The 19,510-nt window shown below is 50.8% G+C and carries 14 protein-coding genes; 6 read left to right on the top strand and 8 right to left on the bottom strand.

Annotated features, from left to right (window positions below; all coding sequences use genetic code 11):
* The first annotated feature begins 220 nt into the window (after positions 1 to 220).
* From A5320_RS14935 to A5320_RS14925, 3 genes are all read left to right on the top strand, one after another.
* Complete coding sequence (locus tag A5320_RS14935; protein ID WP_068066305.1) at positions 221 to 2,989, top strand: cation-translocating P-type ATPase; 2,769 nt, start codon at positions 221 to 223, stop codon at positions 2,987 to 2,989.
* A 95-nt stretch (positions 2,990 to 3,084) separates the two neighbouring features.
* Positions 3,085 to 3,627, top strand: a complete 543-nt coding sequence (locus A5320_RS14930) for a hypothetical protein (RefSeq protein WP_068066302.1) — start codon at positions 3,085 to 3,087, stop codon at positions 3,625 to 3,627.
* A 255-nt stretch (positions 3,628 to 3,882) separates the two neighbouring features.
* A complete protein-coding gene (locus A5320_RS14925) occupies positions 3,883 to 4,218 on the top strand; it encodes a rhodanese-like domain-containing protein (protein ID WP_157605885.1) in 336 nt (111 codons plus the stop codon).
* A 96-nt stretch (positions 4,219 to 4,314) separates the two neighbouring features.
* Here A5320_RS14925 and A5320_RS14920 read toward each other — a convergent pair whose 3' ends face one another.
* Positions 4,315 to 7,512 carry an amidohydrolase family protein gene (locus A5320_RS14920; RefSeq protein ID WP_068066299.1) on the bottom strand — a complete coding sequence of 1,066 codons (3,198 nt, stop codon included), beginning with the start codon at positions 7,510 to 7,512 and terminating at the stop codon, positions 4,315 to 4,317.
* A 105-nt stretch (positions 7,513 to 7,617) separates the two neighbouring features.
* Between A5320_RS14920 and A5320_RS22460 the strand changes: the two genes are divergently transcribed.
* Both A5320_RS22460 and A5320_RS14910 read left to right on the top strand, forming a co-directional pair.
* Positions 7,618 to 8,094: a hypothetical protein gene (locus A5320_RS22460; RefSeq protein ID WP_442966056.1), complete on the top strand. Its 477-nt coding sequence runs from the start codon at positions 7,618 to 7,620 to the stop codon at positions 8,092 to 8,094.
* Positions 8,095 to 8,165: 71 nt separating this feature from the next.
* The gene (locus tag A5320_RS14910; protein ID WP_068066293.1) at positions 8,166 to 9,710 is read left to right on the top strand and encodes a cation:proton antiporter domain-containing protein; all 1,545 of its coding nucleotides are present in this window, start codon (positions 8,166 to 8,168) and stop codon (positions 9,708 to 9,710) included.
* A gap of 10 nt (positions 9,711 to 9,720) precedes the next feature.
* Here the strand turns inward: A5320_RS14910 and A5320_RS14905 are convergent, their stop codons facing one another.
* From A5320_RS14905 to A5320_RS14875, 7 genes are all read right to left on the bottom strand, one after another.
* Positions 9,721 to 10,395 (bottom strand): response regulator, encoded by a 675-nt coding sequence (locus tag A5320_RS14905; protein WP_068066290.1) that lies wholly within the window; start codon positions 10,393 to 10,395, stop codon positions 9,721 to 9,723.
* Positions 10,392 to 11,729, bottom strand: a complete 1,338-nt coding sequence (locus A5320_RS14900) for a sensor histidine kinase (RefSeq protein WP_068066287.1) — start codon at positions 11,727 to 11,729, stop codon at positions 10,392 to 10,394. Before A5320_RS14900 ends, A5320_RS14905 begins: the two co-directional genes overlap by 4 nt.
* A gap of 15 nt (positions 11,730 to 11,744) precedes the next feature.
* Positions 11,745 to 13,229 carry a TrkH family potassium uptake protein gene (locus A5320_RS14895; protein WP_068066284.1) on the bottom strand — a complete coding sequence of 495 codons (1,485 nt, stop codon included), beginning with the start codon at positions 13,227 to 13,229 and terminating at the stop codon, positions 11,745 to 11,747.
* Between the two features lie 322 nt (positions 13,230 to 13,551).
* On the bottom strand, positions 13,552 to 14,211 hold the full coding sequence (locus A5320_RS14890) for a GntR family transcriptional regulator (protein ID WP_068066281.1): 660 nt from the start codon (positions 14,209 to 14,211) through the stop codon (positions 13,552 to 13,554).
* Between the two features lie 125 nt (positions 14,212 to 14,336).
* Positions 14,337 to 15,851, bottom strand: a complete 1,515-nt coding sequence (locus A5320_RS14885; RefSeq protein WP_068066278.1) for an aldehyde dehydrogenase (NADP(+)) — start codon at positions 15,849 to 15,851, stop codon at positions 14,337 to 14,339.
* 1 nt (position 15,852) lies between these two features.
* Entirely contained in the window at positions 15,853 to 16,854 is a 1,002-nt protein-coding gene (locus A5320_RS14880) for a 4-hydroxyproline epimerase (RefSeq protein WP_068066276.1), read from the bottom strand.
* Positions 16,855 to 16,958: 104 nt separating this feature from the next.
* A complete protein-coding gene (locus tag A5320_RS14875) occupies positions 16,959 to 17,870 on the bottom strand; it encodes a dihydrodipicolinate synthase family protein (RefSeq protein ID WP_068066273.1) in 912 nt (303 codons plus the stop codon).
* A 100-nt stretch (positions 17,871 to 17,970) separates the two neighbouring features.
* Between A5320_RS14875 and A5320_RS14870 the strand changes: the two genes are divergently transcribed.
* Entirely contained in the window at positions 17,971 to 19,308 is a 1,338-nt protein-coding gene (locus tag A5320_RS14870) for an NAD(P)/FAD-dependent oxidoreductase (RefSeq protein ID WP_068066270.1), read from the top strand.
* The last annotated feature ends 202 nt before the right edge of the window (positions 19,309 to 19,510 follow it).

The following is a 19,510-nucleotide window of genomic DNA, read 5'->3' as shown; positions in this document are numbered from 1 at the left end:
CCATTTAACAAAGCGTGGTATACGACTGAGTATGTCAGCTGTAGCGCGCTTGTCCAGAACGCTTTTCGGCTGGCGTTGTGAAAAGGCCTGTGGCAGAGCGGGACTGTGAGCGCTATCAGACAGACGAGATCTGAAGGTGTGTTAGGGTGTTTTTGGGAACATTTGACCTGGCGGATCCACAGGGATTTGTTGTGTGCTATTTACGAGGACGCCGTGCTTTATGACATCATCAGTCACACCTGCTGCCGCAGACCCGCAACAGATAAAGCTGCATTGGCATGCCATGGCGGCAGAAGCAGTCGCAGAACAACTAAAAACCGGAACTGACGGTTTGGCGGTTGCAGAGATAGCAGCCTTACAAAGCCAATACGGTGAAAACAGTTTACCGGTGGCGGAAATTCGCAGCAATTGGCGGCGGTTGTTCAGTCAGTTTCACAATGTGCTGATTTACGTCCTATTGGCATCGGCGCTGATCACAGCGTTATTACAACACTGGGTCGATACCGGGGTGATTATCGCGGTGGTGCTGGCGAATGCGCTGGTTGGTTATCTGCAGGAAGGCAAAGCCGAACAAGCCATGAATGCCATTCGGGAGCTACTGGCGCCGCAGGCGGCAGTCCTTCGTGATAACAACCGTCAAAGCATTGAAGCCAGCCAATTGGTGCCCGGTGATGTGGTGTTGTTGGCAGCCGGCGACAAAGTACCGGCTGATATCCGTTTGTTTGCTGCAAATAGCCTGACCGTACAAGAAGCGATGTTGACCGGCGAATCGTTGCCAAGCGCTAAAGATTTGGCGGTTGTGGAGGCGGCAGCCGCATTGGGCGATCGGCAGAACATGCTGTATGCCGGCACGTTAATCAGTACCGGGCAGGGGCAAGGCTGGGTGGTCGGTATCGGTAAGCAAACAGAGATGGGCCGGATCAGTGAGCTGCTGGATAAAGTCGATACTCTAAGCACGCCTCTGGTGCAGCAAATGGACAGTTTTGCCCGCCGTCTGACCGGGTTTATTCTAATCATCGCTTTATTGCTGCTGGGCTACGGCTATGCCTTTGGTGAGTACCTGTTGGCAGATCTCTTTGTGCTGTTGGTGGGGTTATCCGTGGCAGCTATTCCGGAAGGTTTACCTGCGGTGATGACCATCACCCTGGCGATTGGCGTGCAAGCGATGGCGAAACGTCAGGTGATTGTCCGGCAATTACCATCGATTGAAACCTTAGGCGCGGTTTCGGTGATTTGTACTGACAAAACCGGTACTTTAACCCGTAACGAAATGCGGGTGACCGTGGTGCAAACGGCCGCTCAGGTGTTGGAAGTTGTTGGCGAGGGTTATGCTCCGGTTGGCACATTAAAGCCGGTAAATTCAGACAAGACTAAGCAGGTTAAACCCATAGCGCCAGATCAGGCGCTACAGCAGATTGCCATGGCCGCTTTGCTTTGCAACGATGCCCAATTGCAGCAGCAAGACGACCAGTGGCGCGGCGAAGGCGATCCAATGGAAGTGGCGTTATTGGCGTTTGCCGCAAAAGCGGGCGCTGGGGAAGACATCAAAACGCAACAGCCACGGTTGGAGACGCTGCCATTTGATGCCGCGCACCGCTGGATGGCAACTTTGCACCAACAGGGTGATGCGCAGCAGCTTTATATCAAAGGCGCGCCGGAAGCGGTGTTTGCCTTGTGTACCGCGCAGCGGCAGGCCGACGGTAGTCAAGTCGCACTGGACCTTGGTTACTGGCAACAACAGATAGATAGTCTGGCAGGACAAGGCTTACGGGTGTTGGCGTTTGCCTGTCAGCCGCAGCAAAGCGTCTTATCCGAACTCAAACTGGCTGAGATTGGCCAACTAACGCTGCTGGGTTTGACCGGCCTGATCGATCCACCAAGACCCGAAGCAATTGCGGCCATTAAAGAATGCGCCACGGCTGGCATTGTGGTCAAAATGATCACCGGCGATCATGTCAAAACCGCAGCGGCCATCGCCAGTCAAATTGGCTTAGAAAACCCGGCGCAGGTGCTAACCGGTGTCGATCTGGATAGTTTGTCGGACGACGAATTAAAGCAGCAGGCGCTTAGTTGTAATGTATTTGCCCGTACCAGTCCGGAGCACAAACTACGCTTGGTGACGGCTTTGCAATCGCATGGCCTGACGGTCGCGATGACCGGCGATGGGGTGAACGATGCGCCCGCGCTAAAACGTGCCGACGCTGGTATTGCAATGGGCGACAAAGGCAGTGCCGCAGCCCGCGAAGCCGCCGATCTGGTGCTGGCGGATGATAATTTTGCCTCTATTGTTGCTGCCGTGCAGGAAGGCCGGACTGTCTATGCCAATATCACCAAAGTGATCCGCTGGACTTTACCAACCAATGCCGGCGAAGCCTTAACCGTGATCCTCGCCTTATTGTTTGGCTGGACGTTGCCCATTACTGCCGTGCAGATTTTATGGATTAACCTCATCACTGCAACGACCTTAGGTCTGGCGCTGGCCTTTGAACCCGCCGAGCCACAAAGCATGCAACAACCGCCCAGAGATCGCAATGCCAGTTTGCTCAATCGCAGCCTGGTCTGGCACATCATCCTGGTCGCACTGCTGTTTTGTGCTGCTGTTTATGTGGTCTTTGGGTATGCGATAGCGCAAGGTGGCAGCGAACAGCTGGCCCGCACCATGGCGCTGAATATGCTGGTGGTGCTGGAGGTGTTTCACCTGTTTTACGTGCGCAATATGAGCAGCAGTGTGCTGAACTGGCAGTTGCTCAAAGGTACCAAAGTGGTATGGCTGACGGTGATACTGGTGATGGTCGCACAGCTGGCTATTACCTACATTCCTTTGCTGCAACCGGTGTTTGGTACTGAAGCTATCGGCTGGCAAGGCTGCCTGATGATCCTTGGTATTGGCGTGTTGTTTTACCTGATACTGGAAGTTGAAAAACAGCTGCGGCTGCGCTGGTTTCCTCCGCTGATCACCGCGAAGCAAGAGTCGCAGGCGCCGGTTTAATTTTGCTGAGTTCGGTTACGCACAGACGAAGGTTGGTGTTTTTGTTAGTCTGCGAGCAATGGCTGAACACTTCAGCGCTGCCTCCGGAGAATTGTATGACCCCTTACCGGCATCATGTTTCAGGCTTTTTCACCAACCTTGCTCCGGCTGAGTCCACCATGAGTACGTTAGCGCAACGTGGCTTCAGCGCCGCCCAACTGCAGATTTACAGCGGCGACGCCGATTCACCTCTGGCGCCTGATCCTTTAGCAAAAAGTAATGTGGTGCTCAAAGATATGTTGGTAGATGGTGCTATTGGCACCGCTGTCGGCACCGGTCTTGGCGGCCTGACCACCATCGCTTTAGTCGCGGCTAATGTAAGTTTGTTTGTCGCAGCCCCAGTGTTAGCGCCATTGATGTTATTAGGCTGGGGCGCCAGTCTTGGCGCAGTCGCCGGTGCTGTGGTTGGCGCATCGGCCGGCAGCGGCGAACCTCAGGGCCAATTTGCCGATTTGATTATGGCCGCGATCAAACATGGTGATGTGGTACTGGTGGTTGAAACCCACAGCGAAGAACAAACCGCCATCGCCCGTGAAGTGATAGCTGCTTCGGTTGGTGAGTTTAAAGATTTGAATATGTTGGTGCCAGTGACGGCCTAATGATGATCCAGTGACGACTTCGTCATGGATTGAAAAAGAATCTCAGGCTGACAAAATAATGCCCAGGATCCGAATAACCGGAAAACAATTCAGGACGCCTAGCAATTTAATAAGGAGTGAGAGTGGGGTTGCAGTCTGTGTCTGATCCTCAGGCAAATAACATTAGAATTAACTTATGATAGAATTGTAAGGTGTTAATCTACCCTCTGCATGATCTTAACAGCATTACAGATCCAACTAAGTAAGGAGTGTTTGATGCCTATATCTAAAAAGTGTGGTCTGGTTCTGGCTTTGTTGCTGACGGCCATGGTCAGTGGCAGTGCACTGGCCGAAACCATTTGGATTGATGTGCGTAGTAGTGAGGAATTTAGCCAAGGACATTTGCCTGGCGCAGTCAATATTGTCCATACCGAGATCAGCAGTAAAATTGGTTCGGTCACCCAAGATAAAAATGCTGAAATTAAGTTGTATTGCCGCTCTGGCCGGCGTAGCGGACTTGCCGAAGCAGCGCTGAAAGAACTGGGTTATACCAAGGTGCAAAACGCTGGTGGCTACGAAGAGTTATCAGCGAAACAACCGAAAAAACCATAATCTGCCACAACGTTGGATCTTAAGAATCTCGAACAAAAAGGCCTGCGACATCGCTGTTGCAGGCCTTTTTTCATGGGATGAGATTCGTACTAACCCTTATTCACGCGCTTCAAAATAAAACGGCAAACGTTTAGTTTCTTTGCCATTTAGCTCATTCATGCTGGCGGCGTCAAATAAACGGCCGTTGACCATGGTCATCGATACCTTGTCGCTGTCCTGAATATTGGCGAGCGGGTTGCCGTCGATCACAATTAAGTCTGCTAGTTTGCCTGCTTCCAGCGACCCTAATTGATGGTCCATGCCAAAGGTTTTTGCCGGGTTAATGGTGGCAGTTTTTAGTGCTTGCAGCGGTGTCATACCGCCCTGGGCAAACATCCAGATTTCCCAGTGTGCACCCAAACTTTCACGCTGGCCGTGCGCGCCGATATTGGTGATGACGCCTAAGTCACTCAGCTCCTTCGCCGACTTGGCGATGCTGAAATGGTTATAGTGATGCAAAGGCGCAGTCGGGCGGCGCATGCTGCGTGGCCGTAATTCGTCCATCGGTACAAATTTGCTTAAACGTGGGTGTTTCCACACTTCAGTTTTGTCGTACCAGTAGTTTTCGCCCCAAATGCCGCCATAAGCCACCACCAGCGTTGGGGTGTAAGCGGTGCCGCTTTGTTGCCATAACTGTTTCACGTCGTCGTATAATTTGGCCGCCGGCAGTGAATGCTCCAGCGTGGTATGGCCGTCGACCACCATGCTTAAGTTATGCTGCAGCAGTGAACCACCTTCCGGCACTACCATCATGTCCAGATCCCGCGCCGCTTGAATGACTTGCTGGCGTTGATTCCGTCGCGGCTGGTTGTAGCTTTTCACCGAGAACGCACCGACTTTTTTCAGCCGCTCTAAATGAAACTTGGCATCGTCCAGACTATCAACATGCGAGGTGTAACCCGGGCCATAAGCACCGTACAAAATGGTGCCGGTAGAGAAAATCCGCGGGCCGACGATTGCACCGGTTTTTTGCAGTTCGCTGGCGGTGAAAATTTCCTGGGTATCATTCGACGGGTCGTGAATGGCGGTGACACCGAGCGCTAAACTGGCGTAGTTGGCATAGTTTTGCTGTGGAATAAGCTGATTCACACCCTGTCCACCGTGCGCGTGCGCATCAAACAAGCCCGGCATAATAGTTTTACCAGTGATATCAATCACTTTAGCACCTGATGGAATTTGCACCTCGGCTTTGCTGCCAACGGCTTTAATCAGGTTGTTTTCGACGATCACCACGCCATCCTGAATGACGGTATCGCCATTCATGGTAATGACCTGGCCGCCAGTGAACGCCACCACGCCTTCAGGTTTGTAAGCGTCAGCTTTAAAACCAATGTTCAGGCCATTTTTAGCGGTGAAGTCTTTTTTGCCTTCAATCGCAAACACTTGATTAATATCAGCATGATAAAGCTCTGGCCCTAAGTTCCAGTACAGCTGTTGGCTATTACCGCTCCAGCTGATGTTTTCGCCAGCACGCACCGACAATTGTTTCACCGGGAACTGGGTATCCGAGCCGCCAATATCAATCACCGCGCCACGCTCTGCAAAAGGTGTCACATAAACTTTAAAGCGATCGGCAAAAGCGACAAACTTGCCATCCGGCGATACTTTAAATTCGGTGCCGTATTTGGCGCTATATAACGTACGTTGGGTCTGTTTGGCTAAATCGATGCTCAGTAAAGTTGGCGAGGCGCCAAAATCCTGGGCGAACACGCGGTCGTTGCGATCAGAAAAATGCGGTGCATAACCATTGCGGCTAATCAGCGTTGGCTCGCCACCAGCCACTTTTACTGCATACAAACCAGTGTTTAACGACCATTTTTTATCGAGCAAACTACCGGCGCCGCCTTTGCGGAACACGATGGTGCTGCCATCCGGGCTAAAAGTTGGTTCGACATATTTGCCCGGAGCTTTGACGACGTCAGTCACTTTGCCGCTGCGTAAATCCAGTACTTTTACTTTGCCCTGATTCTGATCATGCCAGCTGACATAGACCAGCTTTTTACCGTCGCGTGAAAACTGTGGATACAGCTCAAATTCGTCGTTTTGTTTAGTCAGGCGTTTTGGTGTGCCACCTTTAGCATCGACCTGATACAAATGGCCAAGCGCCGAATAGACAATGGTTTTGCCATCCGGGGAAGCTTGCACAAACCGCAGCATTTTCACGTCAATCTGCTCTTGATCCAGCTCTTGCTTTACGCGCACTGCGGTCTGAATTTGTTTTTCGGTATTGATGTTAAAGGCGATGTCTTTGACTGATTTGTCGGCCAAAGTCAGGGTCTTAATTTTGCCACCAGCCCAGAACACAATATTTTTATTGTCCGGAGTAAAACTTAACGTTGGGTATACGCCATGAATGGCCCAGGTTTCCTGCATGTCGCGATCAAGTTCGCTATACAATTCAGTCTGTTCGCCTGAGTCTAAGTCATAGATAAATAACGTGGTTTTGAAATCGACGCGGCGGATATATGCCAGTTTTTTGCCATCCGGTGATGGCGTAGGCCGGACAGCGCCGCCGGCACCTTCCAGCAACACTTCAATTTTGCCGGTTTCGCGTTCAAAGCGTTTAATCACATAAATGCCTTGCTCGGAGTCTTTGCTGTAGTGAAAGGTGTTGCCTGGCGTATTGTCTTGCGAGAAGTAGACATATTTACCATCCGGCGAAAAGGCCGGTTCGCCTAAGTCTTTTTGGTCATTGGCTTTTTCGGTCAACATTACGCCGCTGCCACCGGTTTTATGGTATTGCCAGATTTCGCCGGCGCCCAGGCTTCGGGTATTGGTAAAGTGTTTGCGGGCGACGATAAACTCGCCATCCGGGCTCCAGTCTGGGCTATTGAGCAAGCGGAAAGTCTCGTTGGTGACGGCTTTGGCATTGCTGCCATCTACGTTCATTACCCAGATATTATCGCCACCACCTTCATCGCTGGTGTAGGCAATATACTTGCCATCCGGGCTAAATTTCGGCTGCATCTGCCAGCCGATATCATTGGTCAGTTGTTTTGGTGTACCGCCATTGATCGACATCGAATATAAATCACCCAGCAAATCAAACACCACCGTTTTGCCATCCGGGCTGATATCCAGGTTCATCCAGGTGCCGGTTTCAGTTTTAATATTGATGGTTTTAAACTGGCCTTGTGGCTTATTGACGTTCCACTCTGGTTTTTTGCTGTCGGTGTCGGCTTTAGTGTCGGCGGCTTGCAGGGTAAAGCTGCTGCTGACGGCCAGGGCCAGCAGGCTGAATTGCCATGATTTCATCGATGTTCCTCAGATGGGGATGTTGATTTGAATTAAGATCGCCTGTAGTCGGCGACTTGGTTTTAAGTTTTTAATAACAGCTTAACTTGCCACAGATAGCTGAGTTTGGGCAGAGCTTTTGACGTTGCCTGCGCTGACTTACCCGGCAAAACCGACAAACTACTGTCGATTGCGCAGCTTTGCGGTATATTTGCCGGAGACAGGCTGGAAAGTGTAAAAAGTAATGAGGGTTGTGAAGCGAAATGGATTCACCTTGTATCGCCAGTTGTAAGCTCAACAGCGACAAAATTTGCATCGGTTGTTATCGCCATATCGAGGAAATCGTTGATTGGAATAAAAGAACCGATGCTGAGCAATTACAGATCATCGCTCATTTGGCCGAACGAAAAAGCAAAGTTGATAACGAAGCGCATCAACCAACCAGTGCCATTACCCAAAGTGAGTGGCAGCAGGCCAAAGCTAAATTGGCTTTACAACGCAAAATTCGATTGGAGTGACAACAAGGGCAGTAAATTGATCCAGCGCAAGCACGCCGCTGCTGTTGCTGCCAAATGCTTGCTGGATAAAATATTCCCAGCCTAAAATAACCTACTCTATATCACAGAACCCAATCAAACTGGCAGTGCAGCTATTGTAAGCATGCAAGGAGTATTATGTTATTAGAAGCAGTCTGGATTGGTTTTGCCTTTAGTCTTGGCATGTTGGTGCGGCTCATCGGCTTACCGCCGCTGATTGGTTATCTCGCCGCCGGTTTTGTGATTACCCTGAACGCTGCTGAACTGCAATTGCCGCCTACCGGCAAAAGTATTATCGACCACGTCGCCCATCTTGGCGTGTTGCTACTGTTGTTTACTGTTGGTTTAAAACTGAATGTCAGAAGTCTCGGCAAACCCGAAGTGCTGGGCGGCAGTGTGCTGCATTTTGTGGTTTCCGCTATTTTATACGCGCCAATCATCTACCTATCTTTTGAACCAAATTGGTTTCACGCCTTGATGCTGGGCGCGGCGCTGGCGTTTTCCAGCACAGTGCTGGCAGCAAAAGTACTGGAAGGAAAGCGGGAAATCCGTGCTTTCCACGGCCGGGTGGCGGTTGGTATTTTAATTATGCAGGATTTGTTTGCGATGGGGCTGATGAGCTTTTCGCAAGGCGTCGCGCCATCGCCCTGGGCATTATTAGTCTTTGCCATCCCGTTGTTAAAACCGCTGCTGTTTAAGCTGATGGATTTAACCGGTCATGACGATTTACAGATTTTGTTCGGCGTATTACTGGCCGTGGTGCTGGGTGGCGGCGGTTTCCATCTGGTGGGCTTAAGTTCCGAACTTGGCGCTTTGGTGTTTGGGGCGCTGTTATCCAGCCATTCCAGAGCAGGTGAGCTTTCCAAAACGCTGTGGGGTTTAAAAGAGTTTTTCCTGGTTGGTTTTTTCTTAAATATTGGCCTCGGTGGGTTACCGGATCAACAAGCCTGGTTATTTGCCGCGTTGATGACGTTGCTGTTGCCGGTCAAAGGTGCGTTGTTTTTTGGCTTGTTGATTATGTTTAAACTACGGGCCCGCAGTGCCTTTTTAACTGGTTTGACACTGACCAACTACAGCGAATTTGCGTTAATCGTTGCGAGTGTGGCGATGCCGCAGTTTTTGATCCCACTGGCATTAACAGTAGCATTGTCCTTTGTGGTGTCAGCGCCGCTCAATCGTTATGCCCACCCCTTATACGAGCGCTGGGCATCCAGGCTTATTCCGTTTGAGCGTAATATTCATCACCCGGATGAACAGCCGGTATCCTTGGGCGATGCCGAAGTGTTGATTATGGGCATGGGCCGCACCGGCACTGCCGCTTATCAATATTTGCAGCATAAAACCCATTTGGCGGCGCTGGATTCGGATCCGGCGCGGGTCATTAAGCATCAGGCGCTCGGTAATAATGTTTTTTTTGCTGACGCTGAAGATCAGGTGTTCTGGCATGGTTTGCAGTTAGGTAATCTGAAAGCGGTGATGCTGTGTATGAGCGATTTGGAAGCAAAACTAATTGCCGCGCGAAAACTGCGCGACGCCGGTTTTGTGGGTTTGATTGTGTCGCATAGCATGCATTCAGATGAAGCCGGCGCCATTATTGCCGCCGGCGCCGACCACACTTATTTGACGATGTCAGAGGCGGGTTTGGGTTTAGCTGAACGGGTACGGCAGCATATAGCTTTATGACGCTGATGGCTTATTGACTGTTAAAACGGTAGCCTACGCCAGCCTCGGTTTTTATGAACTGTGGCGTTGCCGGATTATCTTCGATTTTCTGCCGCAGTGTGGCCACATGCACCCGCACATACTCTGGCCGTCCCTGATACATTTCGCCCCAGACCTGGCGCAAAATCTGATTGTGGGTCAATACATTCCCAGCATGACGTAATAACAACATCAAAATATCATATTCGGTTTTGGTCAGGTGCAGCGGGACGCCGCCTTTGCTGATTTGCCGTTGTACCGGGTCAATCAGCACATTACCAAACTGCAAGGTTTGCACTGTGCCCTGATGTTGGCGCAAAGCCGCTCGAATGCGTGCCAATAACTCGCCGGCACTAAAAGGCTTGGTGATGTAGTCGTTGGCGCCAGCGTCCAGTGCCTGAATTTTGTCTTGCTCTTTGCCACGCGCCGAAATCACAATCACCGGCACTGCGGTCCACTGGCGAAGCTGTTGCAGCACTTGTTGGCCGTCCAGATCGGCGAGACCTAAATCCAGCAATACCAAATCAAAAGTCTGGCTGCTCAGGATCTGTAGTCCGGTCTGGCCGCTGCCGGTACTTTGTAGGTGAAAATTCTGGCTTTGTAATAAGGTCTGCAAAAAACTCTGTACCGCCAGATCGTCTTCAATAATCAATGCCTGTAAAGTCATGCACGCCACTCCAATGTTGCGTTGACCTGAGTTGCCGCATGCACAGAAGTGGGCAACAGCAACCGGAATTGCCCCTGATGTAAAGCTGCCACCGTCTGGCAAATTAAAGTCCCTAAACCATGGCTGCGATCCGGTATTGCTTTGTTTTGCGACGCCAGCGGATGGCTGAGCTGCAGGCTGTATTGACCGGTGGATGACTGAGTTTGCGCACTCAGTTGCAATTCAAAAGGTGCCTGGCCATATTTCACCGCGTTTTCCAGCATATTGGCCAGCGCGATTTCCAGTAAATCAAGGTTACCGGATAGCTGTAGCGGTGCGCAGAGTTGAAAATCTGCCCGCACTATTGCGGTTAAGTCCGGCCTGCGGGCCAGTGCCCCGGCAATCAGTTCGTCAGAGCTAAAGCTTGTAAACTGCAGGCTGTCGCTACTTAGCTGCGCTTTACTCAGCTCCAGCACTTTTTCAAAATGTAAGTCCAGCAATTTGCTTTGCTGATAAATATTGGCGGCTTGCTGCTGCCGCTGATCAAGAGTTAGCGGCACATCAGTATCGGCCAGCATACTGGAAGCACCCATAATGGTAGCGAGTGGGGTGCGTAAATCGTGGGATAACGAGCGCAGCAACATGGCGCGGTGTTGCTCCAGTTCCATCTGCAACTGTTGTTGTTGTGCTTGTTGTTGCAGTTGCACGTTACTGGCGCTTTGGCTGAGCAGCGACTGTGCGGCATGAATGAGCGGCTGATGGCGTCGATACACATCTTGTTGCAGTAGCATCCAGCCTGCAACTTTTGGTTGGCCCAGTGGCAATACTATCTGACCGACAACTTGCTGTGGCGGTGTTGCACTGGGTTCCAATACCACGGTCGCTTTTAAACGGCGGGTCAGCAGCCTTGCTGCATATTGGCACTGCGCCGACCAGTCACTGTAGGAATTCACGCCTTTAGCCAGCATATACATAGCGCGCATTTGCGACATGGCGAGGCGGGTTTTATGCAGGCGGCGCTGATTTTGATCCGACAGATAGCTGATAAAAATACCTAAGCTTAACATCACCAGAAAACTAATCAGATTGCTGGAATCGTCGACGTGCAAGGTGTAATAAGGCGCGACAAAACACCAGTTCAGTAAGCCAACACAAAGCACCGTTGTCGCGATAGCCCAGCTTTTACCAAATTGCTGCGCCATCCAGGCAATCCACACCAATTGCAGCATAGCGACGTCGGTCGGGCTGATAAAGTCGCGCAGTGGCAACAGCAGTACGGTAATCAATACCGGAATGACCACAGTGCCAGCCAGTGCCGTTGTTTTGCCTAATTTTTCGCGAGCAAACCAAGTCATGTAAATAAGGTCATGTTAATAACGCCAATAAGAAGGAGTAAACAGAATCAGCAAGGTCAGAATTTCCAGCCGGCCCATCAACATCCCCAGACTTAACCACCATTTCGCACCATCCGGCAAACTGGAAAAATTACCGGCCGGGCCAATAATGCTGCCAAGACCTGGGCCGACATTCGCGACAGCCGTCGCAGCACCGGTGACTGCGGTGACTAAATCTAAATCATAAAAGGATAACGCCATCGCCAGAAAGGCGATAGTGGCAAAGTAAACAAAACAAAACGCCAACACTGTGCCAAGCAACTGATCATCCACAGTTTTATTACCATATTTTTGAACCCAGACTGCTTTGGGATGTACCAGTAATTTCATTTGTTTGACCAGTAATAACGCCGCCAACTGGATGCGAAAGATTTTTAAGCCACCAGAAGTCGAGCCCGAACATGCGCCGGCAAAGGTCAGGTAAAAAAACAGCATAATGGCGAGGTTGCCCCACAAGGTATAGTCCTCTGAGGCATAACCACAAGTGGTGATAATCGACACCACATTAAACAAGCTGTGGGTCAAAGCATCAAACCAGTTCCGGTCGTTCTGGCTCACCTGGTAGAAGGTCAGCAGCAGAGTCGCTACCAGTACAATGCTCAAAAACGCCCGCACTTGTGGATCCAGCCACAAGGCCTGGCGATGGCCTTTCACCATACTGACAAAAAGTACAAATGGCAGCGCAGCGGCCAGCATAAAAAAGCTGCTGATCCAATAAATATGGGGTTGTGATTTGTAGACACCAAATGATGCGTCGTAATTGGCGAAACCGCCGGTGGCAACGGTGCTCATGGCGTGGGTGATGGCGTCAAACCCGGTCATGCCGCCCACATAATAACTGAGCATGGTGCAGACGCTCAGCACCAAATAAACCAGCGCGATGGCCGTCGATAAGCTGGAGCTACGTGGCAAAATTTTATCTGAGGTGTCGGAACTTTCGGTTTTAAATAACCGCATGCCGCCGATTTTCAGCGCCGGTAACACCGCAATTGCCATCACAATAATCCCGATGCCGCCAATCCAGTTCAGCACGGCGCGCCAGAACAACAGGCCTTTTGGCATATGGTCTAAACCGGCAAAGACCGTCGAGCCGGTAGTGGTAACGGCGGAAACGGTTTCAAACCAGGCGTCGGTAAAACTGCAGTTGGGCAAAATCAGCCAAATTGGAATAGACGCAAACAAACAGAGACTGAGCCAACTTAACGTGGTCAATAAAAACAACTGCCGACTTTTCATGTCACTGGCAAAACGGCCTTTGTACACCAGCGAATAACCAACAACTGCGGTACCAGTGGCACTGCTTAAAAACACCCAGAAAATACTTTCGTGGTAAAAAACTGCCACCAAAACTGCGGCCATTTTGATACCAGCCAGCATCAGCAATAAATAACCCAGTACCCGGTATATTAAAAAACGGCTATGGGTGGATTTCGCAAGCTCGGGATAAAATGTTGTACTCATGGGGGACGTTACGGCAGCGGTGGATGTGTTAATGGTACTGTTTGCCGGGGTGGGGGGTTATCAAGATTGTATTAAGATTTTTGGATAGAGGATTGGTGTTAGCTTTGGTGATGAAAGGACAGGCAACGCAGACGCGCCGTGAACCCATCCATGGGGGCTATGCTGCGGCATCCATGCCACAGACGGTCTGCTTATGCCTGACCTTTCATCGCCATTATGCATATCAAAGTAGTTCGTAGATAAAGGCCGTAGGTCCGATAAGCGCAGCGTCATCGGACACTGGCACTGTCATCGGGTATGCAATTTGTTGCAAATCAACAGCCTAATTACTGCCCTGACGCATCAGAAATTGTTTAATTTCGTCTTTGGCATGCAGAATATGGCTGGTCAGTTCAGCACAAGCGCCTTTGACATCACGCTTACGACACAAATCTAATAACCGCTGGTGCTCTGAGCTGGCTTTTTGAATGCCACCAGCCAGTTGCAGGTGCATCCGGATATAACGGTCGGCATTTTTATTCAGATTACCAACAATTTCATAGCTTTGCGGCCGCGTCGCTTTATACAGACAGCTGTGGAATTCGGTATTGAGTGTCGGCCATAGATTGGCGTGATCAGGGCTTTGCAATGCAGCATCCAGCCTTGCCAATGTTTGTTCAGCCTGGTTTAAATCGTTTTCGGTTAGCAGCGGAATAGAACGTGCCAGCAAATCGGCCTCAAGTAAGGCCCGCAGTTCAAACAACTCGTCTATCAGCTCCGGACTGATTTCAGTGGCCGTGGCGCCTTTATGCGGTTCGAACTTTACTAAACCTTCGGCTTCAAGTTGCAGTAACGCTTCGCGGATTGGAATTCGGCTGACATTCAGCTGTTCAGCCAAGGCTGCCTGACGCAAGGGTTCGCCGGCTTTGATCTGACCGGATAAAATTTGCGAGCGAATTGCTTCGACGACGACCTGGGTTCGGGTTTTAAATTCGAGTGCCATAACTTTCTTGGTTGCCAGTAAATGTAACCAGTGTACTGACTACCAAAAAAAAGGCTAGCCGCTGCCAGCCTTTTGTTAAAAATTCACCAGCGATTGCTGGAAAATTCGACATTGACAGCGTTATCTTACTGATCTGGATAATTTTGCTGGCACAGCGGCCGCAAAAATCGTTGCAATGCAGCAAGGCCAACCGAGGTAGTGCGAAGGTCAGTCGATGCCGGAAAAGGGCCGCCATGTTGCATTGCCGGGCAAACTTCGACGCCGGTTGGCATCTGACCGATAATCAATCGGCCGGTGTGGTAAGCCAACTGCTGTCGAAGTTGCTGGTGCTCTGGCTTTGTTGCGTCAAATGCATGCAAGGATGCACAGAGCTGGCCTGGCAACGTTGAAACAAAGTCTTCAAGTTCAGCGAGCGACTGGTAGCGGATGGCCAAAGCGCAGGGGCCGAAAATTTCTTCCTGCAATTGGGGTCTTTGTTTAAATTCCGCCAACGTGCAACTGTAAAGCAGGGCCTGCGCCTGACGTTCAGCACTGGCACCTTTAGCAATCAACGTGGCATGTTCGGCACGATGTTCTGCGCCCGTCTGATAACTTTGGAAAATGCCTGGGTGCAATAAACTTTGCGCAGGAATTTGGCTGATGGCTGCAGTCGCAGTTACCAGCAGCTGTTCGCCTGCAGCGGTTTGTGGCACTAACCACAAGCCAGGTTTGGTACACAACTGGCCGCCGGAGCCGGTGGTTGATGCCACCAATTGTTGTGCCAATACAGGTGCAACTTCGCTGCTAAGTTCCGGCAAGATCAGTTGCGGGTTTAAGCTGCCAAGCTCGGCGTAAAATGGTATTGGATCAGGTCTTTGATTGATGGATTGGCGTAGTGCCATGCCAACCCGCATCGAGCCGGTAAAAGCAGCTGCTTTAATTTCTGGCTGCTGTACCAATTGATGGCTGATGGCATAGGACTTGGCTTGCAACAAACTCACCACGGCCGCTGGCATGTTACAAATGCGGATGGCTTTTTCAATCGCCCGCATCACCCATTCACTAGTCGCCGGATGGGCGCTGTGTGCTTTGACAATCACCGGGCAACCTGCAGCCAGCGCCGAGGCGGTATCACCACCGGCCACGCTAAACGCCAGCGGAAAATTGCTGGCGGCGAACACCGCGACTGGCCCCAGCGGTATTTGCGTCAGGGTTAACGCAGCTTTAGGCGGAGTACTTTGCGGATCTGCATGCTGCTGGCAAATGGCTGCTTGCAGCGTTGTTTCAAGATTGCTGGCAAACATCTCCAGTTGCAAACAAGTGCGGTTCAGTTCGCCTTGCAGCCGGGCTGTCGGCAAAGCAGTTTCCAGCGCGGTGACTTGCAAAAGTTCTGCGCTGTGTTCTTTTAACTGCGCGCTGATTTGCCGCAAAAAGTCAGCACGATCCTTGGCGCTGCGGGCGCGATATTCGATAAATGCCGCAGCTGCCGCCTGACAGGCCTGGATCAGTTCGTCATTTTGACAATCAGCAAACCGCCATGGCATCGCTTCAAAAGTTGTGGCATTGATCGCAGGGAAAAAATCCGGTACTAAAGCTTGCCATTGACCTGCCAGATAGTGCTGACCAGTATGCGCAGGGAACAAAGTGTTAGTAGGTTGCATATTAAATTACCTGAAAACCATAAGCATAAGGGTCGTTGTCATCGACGGTGATTTGATTGGCGCCAAACACCTGCGCCCAGCCTTCGATACCGGGTAATATTGCCGGGATACCGGCAACTTCGGTCACGCCTTCGATGGTGCCGGTAAATTGACTGCCGATAAAACTTTCGTGCACGAACTTATCCCCCGGCTGCAGTAAATCTTTGGCAAATAACTGCGCCATTCTGGCGGACGTGCCGGTGCCACAAGGCGATCGGTCAATGGCTTTGTCACCATAAAACACCGCATTGGCGGCGCTGGATGAACTGTGTTTGGGCACGCCAGTCCATAGCAGATGAGACAAGCCGCGTACTTTGTTGTCTAGCGGATGCACGCAATCTATGACTTTGCGGGCTGCGTCCCGTACTTGTGGGCTCCAGCGTAAAAGCTCAGCAGCACTGTGCTGATCAACACCTTTAAATTTGCCCTGAGGTTCAATAATGCCGTAAAAATTGCCGCCATAAGCGATGTCCATTTTTAACCAGCCAAGTTCCGGTGCTTCAAATTCGACATCTTTGGCATATAAAAAAGAGGGAATATTAAAAATTTTCACTGCCGTAACTTTATCGCCCTGGCGCTGATATTCCACTTGCAACTGCCCGGCAGGCACGTCGATGATCAGTTTGCCTTCGATTTTAGGTTTCACCAGACCGGCTTCCAATGCTGCGGTGACAGTACCGATGGTGCCATGGCCACACATGGGCAGGCAGCCGGAGGTTTCAATAAACAAGATCGAAAAGTCAGCGTTTTCGGAGCAAGGCGGATACAAAAAAGCGCCTGACATCATGTCGTGGCCACGGGGTTCGAACATCAACGCCTGACGGATCCAATCAAAACGCTCGATAAAATCCAGCCTTTTTTCACCCATAGTGCTACCGCGCAGTGCCGGATGACCTGAAGTCACCAACCGCACCGGATTGCCACAGGTGTGGGCGTCGATACAAAAAAACGTGCCTTGTTTCATATCACTGCTCCTAATTTTAAACCTTGGTTTGACGCCAAATTGCTGATCTGGCAATGACGCCCGGAACTAAAGTCAGGGCGTCTTAGTTGTTTTTGTATTAAATTTTATTGACTGAATTTGCGAAGGTCAGGACGCGTGAGTATGGCTTCGGCGAACAAAGTTTCCACCCGCTGCCGCTCCAGACCAGTTAAAGGCAGTCTTGGCGCGCGTACGGTCTCTGAACCACGACCAGCCAGTTGCTCAGCCAGCTTGATGCATTGCACCAAAGTTGGAATGGTATCGAGGCGTAGCAGGGGCAAGAACCAACGCCAGATGGTCAAAGCTTCAGCGTAACGACCTTGTTTGGCCAGGTTATAAATGGCCACTGATTCTTGTGGGAACACGTTGGTTAAACCAGAAATCCAGCCGGTGGCGCCGAGCATCAGGCTTTCCAGTGCAATATCATCGACGCCGCTGAACACGGTAAAACGGTCGCCAAAACGGTTGTATAACTCGCTAATGCGACGGGTATCTTCGGTTGATTCTTTCACCGCCACAATATTCGGCTGCTCTGCCAGAATGGCCATACTATCGAGCGAAATATCCACGCTGTACGACACCGGGTTGTTATAGACCATCACCGGTAGTGCGGTGTTTTTCGCTACTTGCAATAAATGGTGAATGGCTTCATGCGGCTGTGATTTATACACCATACCCGGTAACACCATCAGGCCATCAATGCCGATTTTTTCAGCATCTTTGGCATAACTGGCTGCTAGGGCGGTGGTGGTTTCGGCGACACCGGAAATCAGTGGCACCCGGCCTTTGACCACTTCTTGGGCTGCAGTAAGCACCTGACGTTTTTCAGCGGCGGATAACGAGCAGTTTTCACCGACGGTACCGCAGACGATAATGCCATGCACACCCTCATTGATCAGCCGATCCAACATCTGCTGACTGGCATCTAAATCCAGCGACTGATCCGAATGAAACTGCGTACTGACCGCTGGATAAACACCTTGCCAATTGACCTTCATTTATTACTCCTTAAGTTTGCGATTATGAGTTGTGATCGAAACAACTTACTGGCATGCTAAGTCATCTGAAGATTGTATACAATATCCAATTTGGTGAAATATGCAGATTAATACCAAAATCGTTACTGGACAGAGCAGTTCGGAGCCTGATGCCAATTCCAGCTTAAGTGCAGAAATAACTGTGGTGATTGGCGCCGGGGTGATTGGTCTGGTGACGGCGTGCCGTTTACAGCAACAAGGTCAGCAGGTATTGTTATTGGACCCAAATGGGGTGGGAGCCGGTTGTTCCTTTGGCAATGCCGGCCATTTGGCGACTGAACAGGTATTTCCGCTGGCAGATCCAGCTCTGTTACCAAAGTTGCCGGGCTTCCTGCTCGATCCACTCGGCCCATTAGCCATCCGTCCAGGCTATTTCTGGCGGGCGTTACCGTTTTTTTACCGGTTTCTCCGACAAATGTTGCGAGGAGCCAGGCAGGCCAATACCGAGGCATTAAAGGTATTATTGCAGGATGCTATTGCGGCCTGGCAACGGCTGGCAAACGACGCAAGCTGCAGTGATTTACTTCGTTATCAGGGCAGTTTGCTGGTCTTTGAGCAAAGCACATTGGCGCAAGTGGAGCAGGTGGCGCAAGGTTATCGTGCGCAAGGTGTGGCATTAAGTATTTTGACCCAAAAGCAGCTGCAGCAAAATTACCCGGGGCTTTCCGGTGCTGTGCGTTATGCCATTCTGTTTGAGGAAGTCGGTCATACGCTGTCGCCTTCATTATTAAATCAGCGGTTATATCAATGGTTTCTAGGGATGGGCGGGCGATTTGAACAACAAAAAGTGCTGGCGATTGCACAGGCAACAGTACCGGCGTTAGCATCGTCAGCCACGGCGCCGCTGCAATTAACCTTAGCGACAAAGCAGATCACAGCAAAAACAGTGGTGCTTTGTACCGGTGCCTATAGCAAGCAACTGCTAAAGCCTCTCGGCTATCAGCTGCCACTTGAAGCAGAACGCGGTTATCACCTGATGACCAGCCCACCATCAATGCCTGCAATCCCGGTCGCTTCTTTTGATCGAAAAATGATTATGACGCCGATGCAACATGGTTTGCGCCTGGCGGGGACGGTGGAATTTGCCGGACTGAAAGCTGCCGATAACTGGCAAAGGGCAACTTTGCTGCGGCGTCACGGCGAAGCCTTATGGCCAGAGCTTGCAGGCTCGATCAGTCAGGTGGGACCCGAAGCCTGTTGGTCGGGACTAAGGCCAACATTGGCTGATTCGCTACCGGTGATTAGTCGAAGTCATCTACCAGGGTTGTGGCTGCATTTTGGCCATCAGCATTTAGGGTTGACGCTGGCGGCAGTCAGCACCGAATTGTTAATCCAAAACATGCAAGGTGATGCAGCCGCGCTTAAAAAAGCACTGCCTTATCGGGTGACCCGGTTTTAACTAACCACTTCAATGAACCACCTCAATCGCGATGGATGCTGCTGTGTTGTCGTATCGGGTTTCGATAGGGCTACGGCAGCAAAAAGCTGAGAAAGTGTCAAAATAATTTACAGCGACTCAGCATCGATCCTGAAGTTGTACAGTACCTTTCATACCCACACGGCGCTATACCAGCGTCGTGGCTCGGCTAACTGCTTTAGGT

The sequence above is a fragment of the Rheinheimera sp. SA_1 genome (genome assembly GCF_001669775.1).
Lineage (GTDB): Bacteria > Pseudomonadota > Gammaproteobacteria > Enterobacterales > Alteromonadaceae > Pararheinheimera.
Note: the sequence above shows the minus strand (reverse complement) of the source record. Positions and strands in the feature narration are given on the sequence as shown.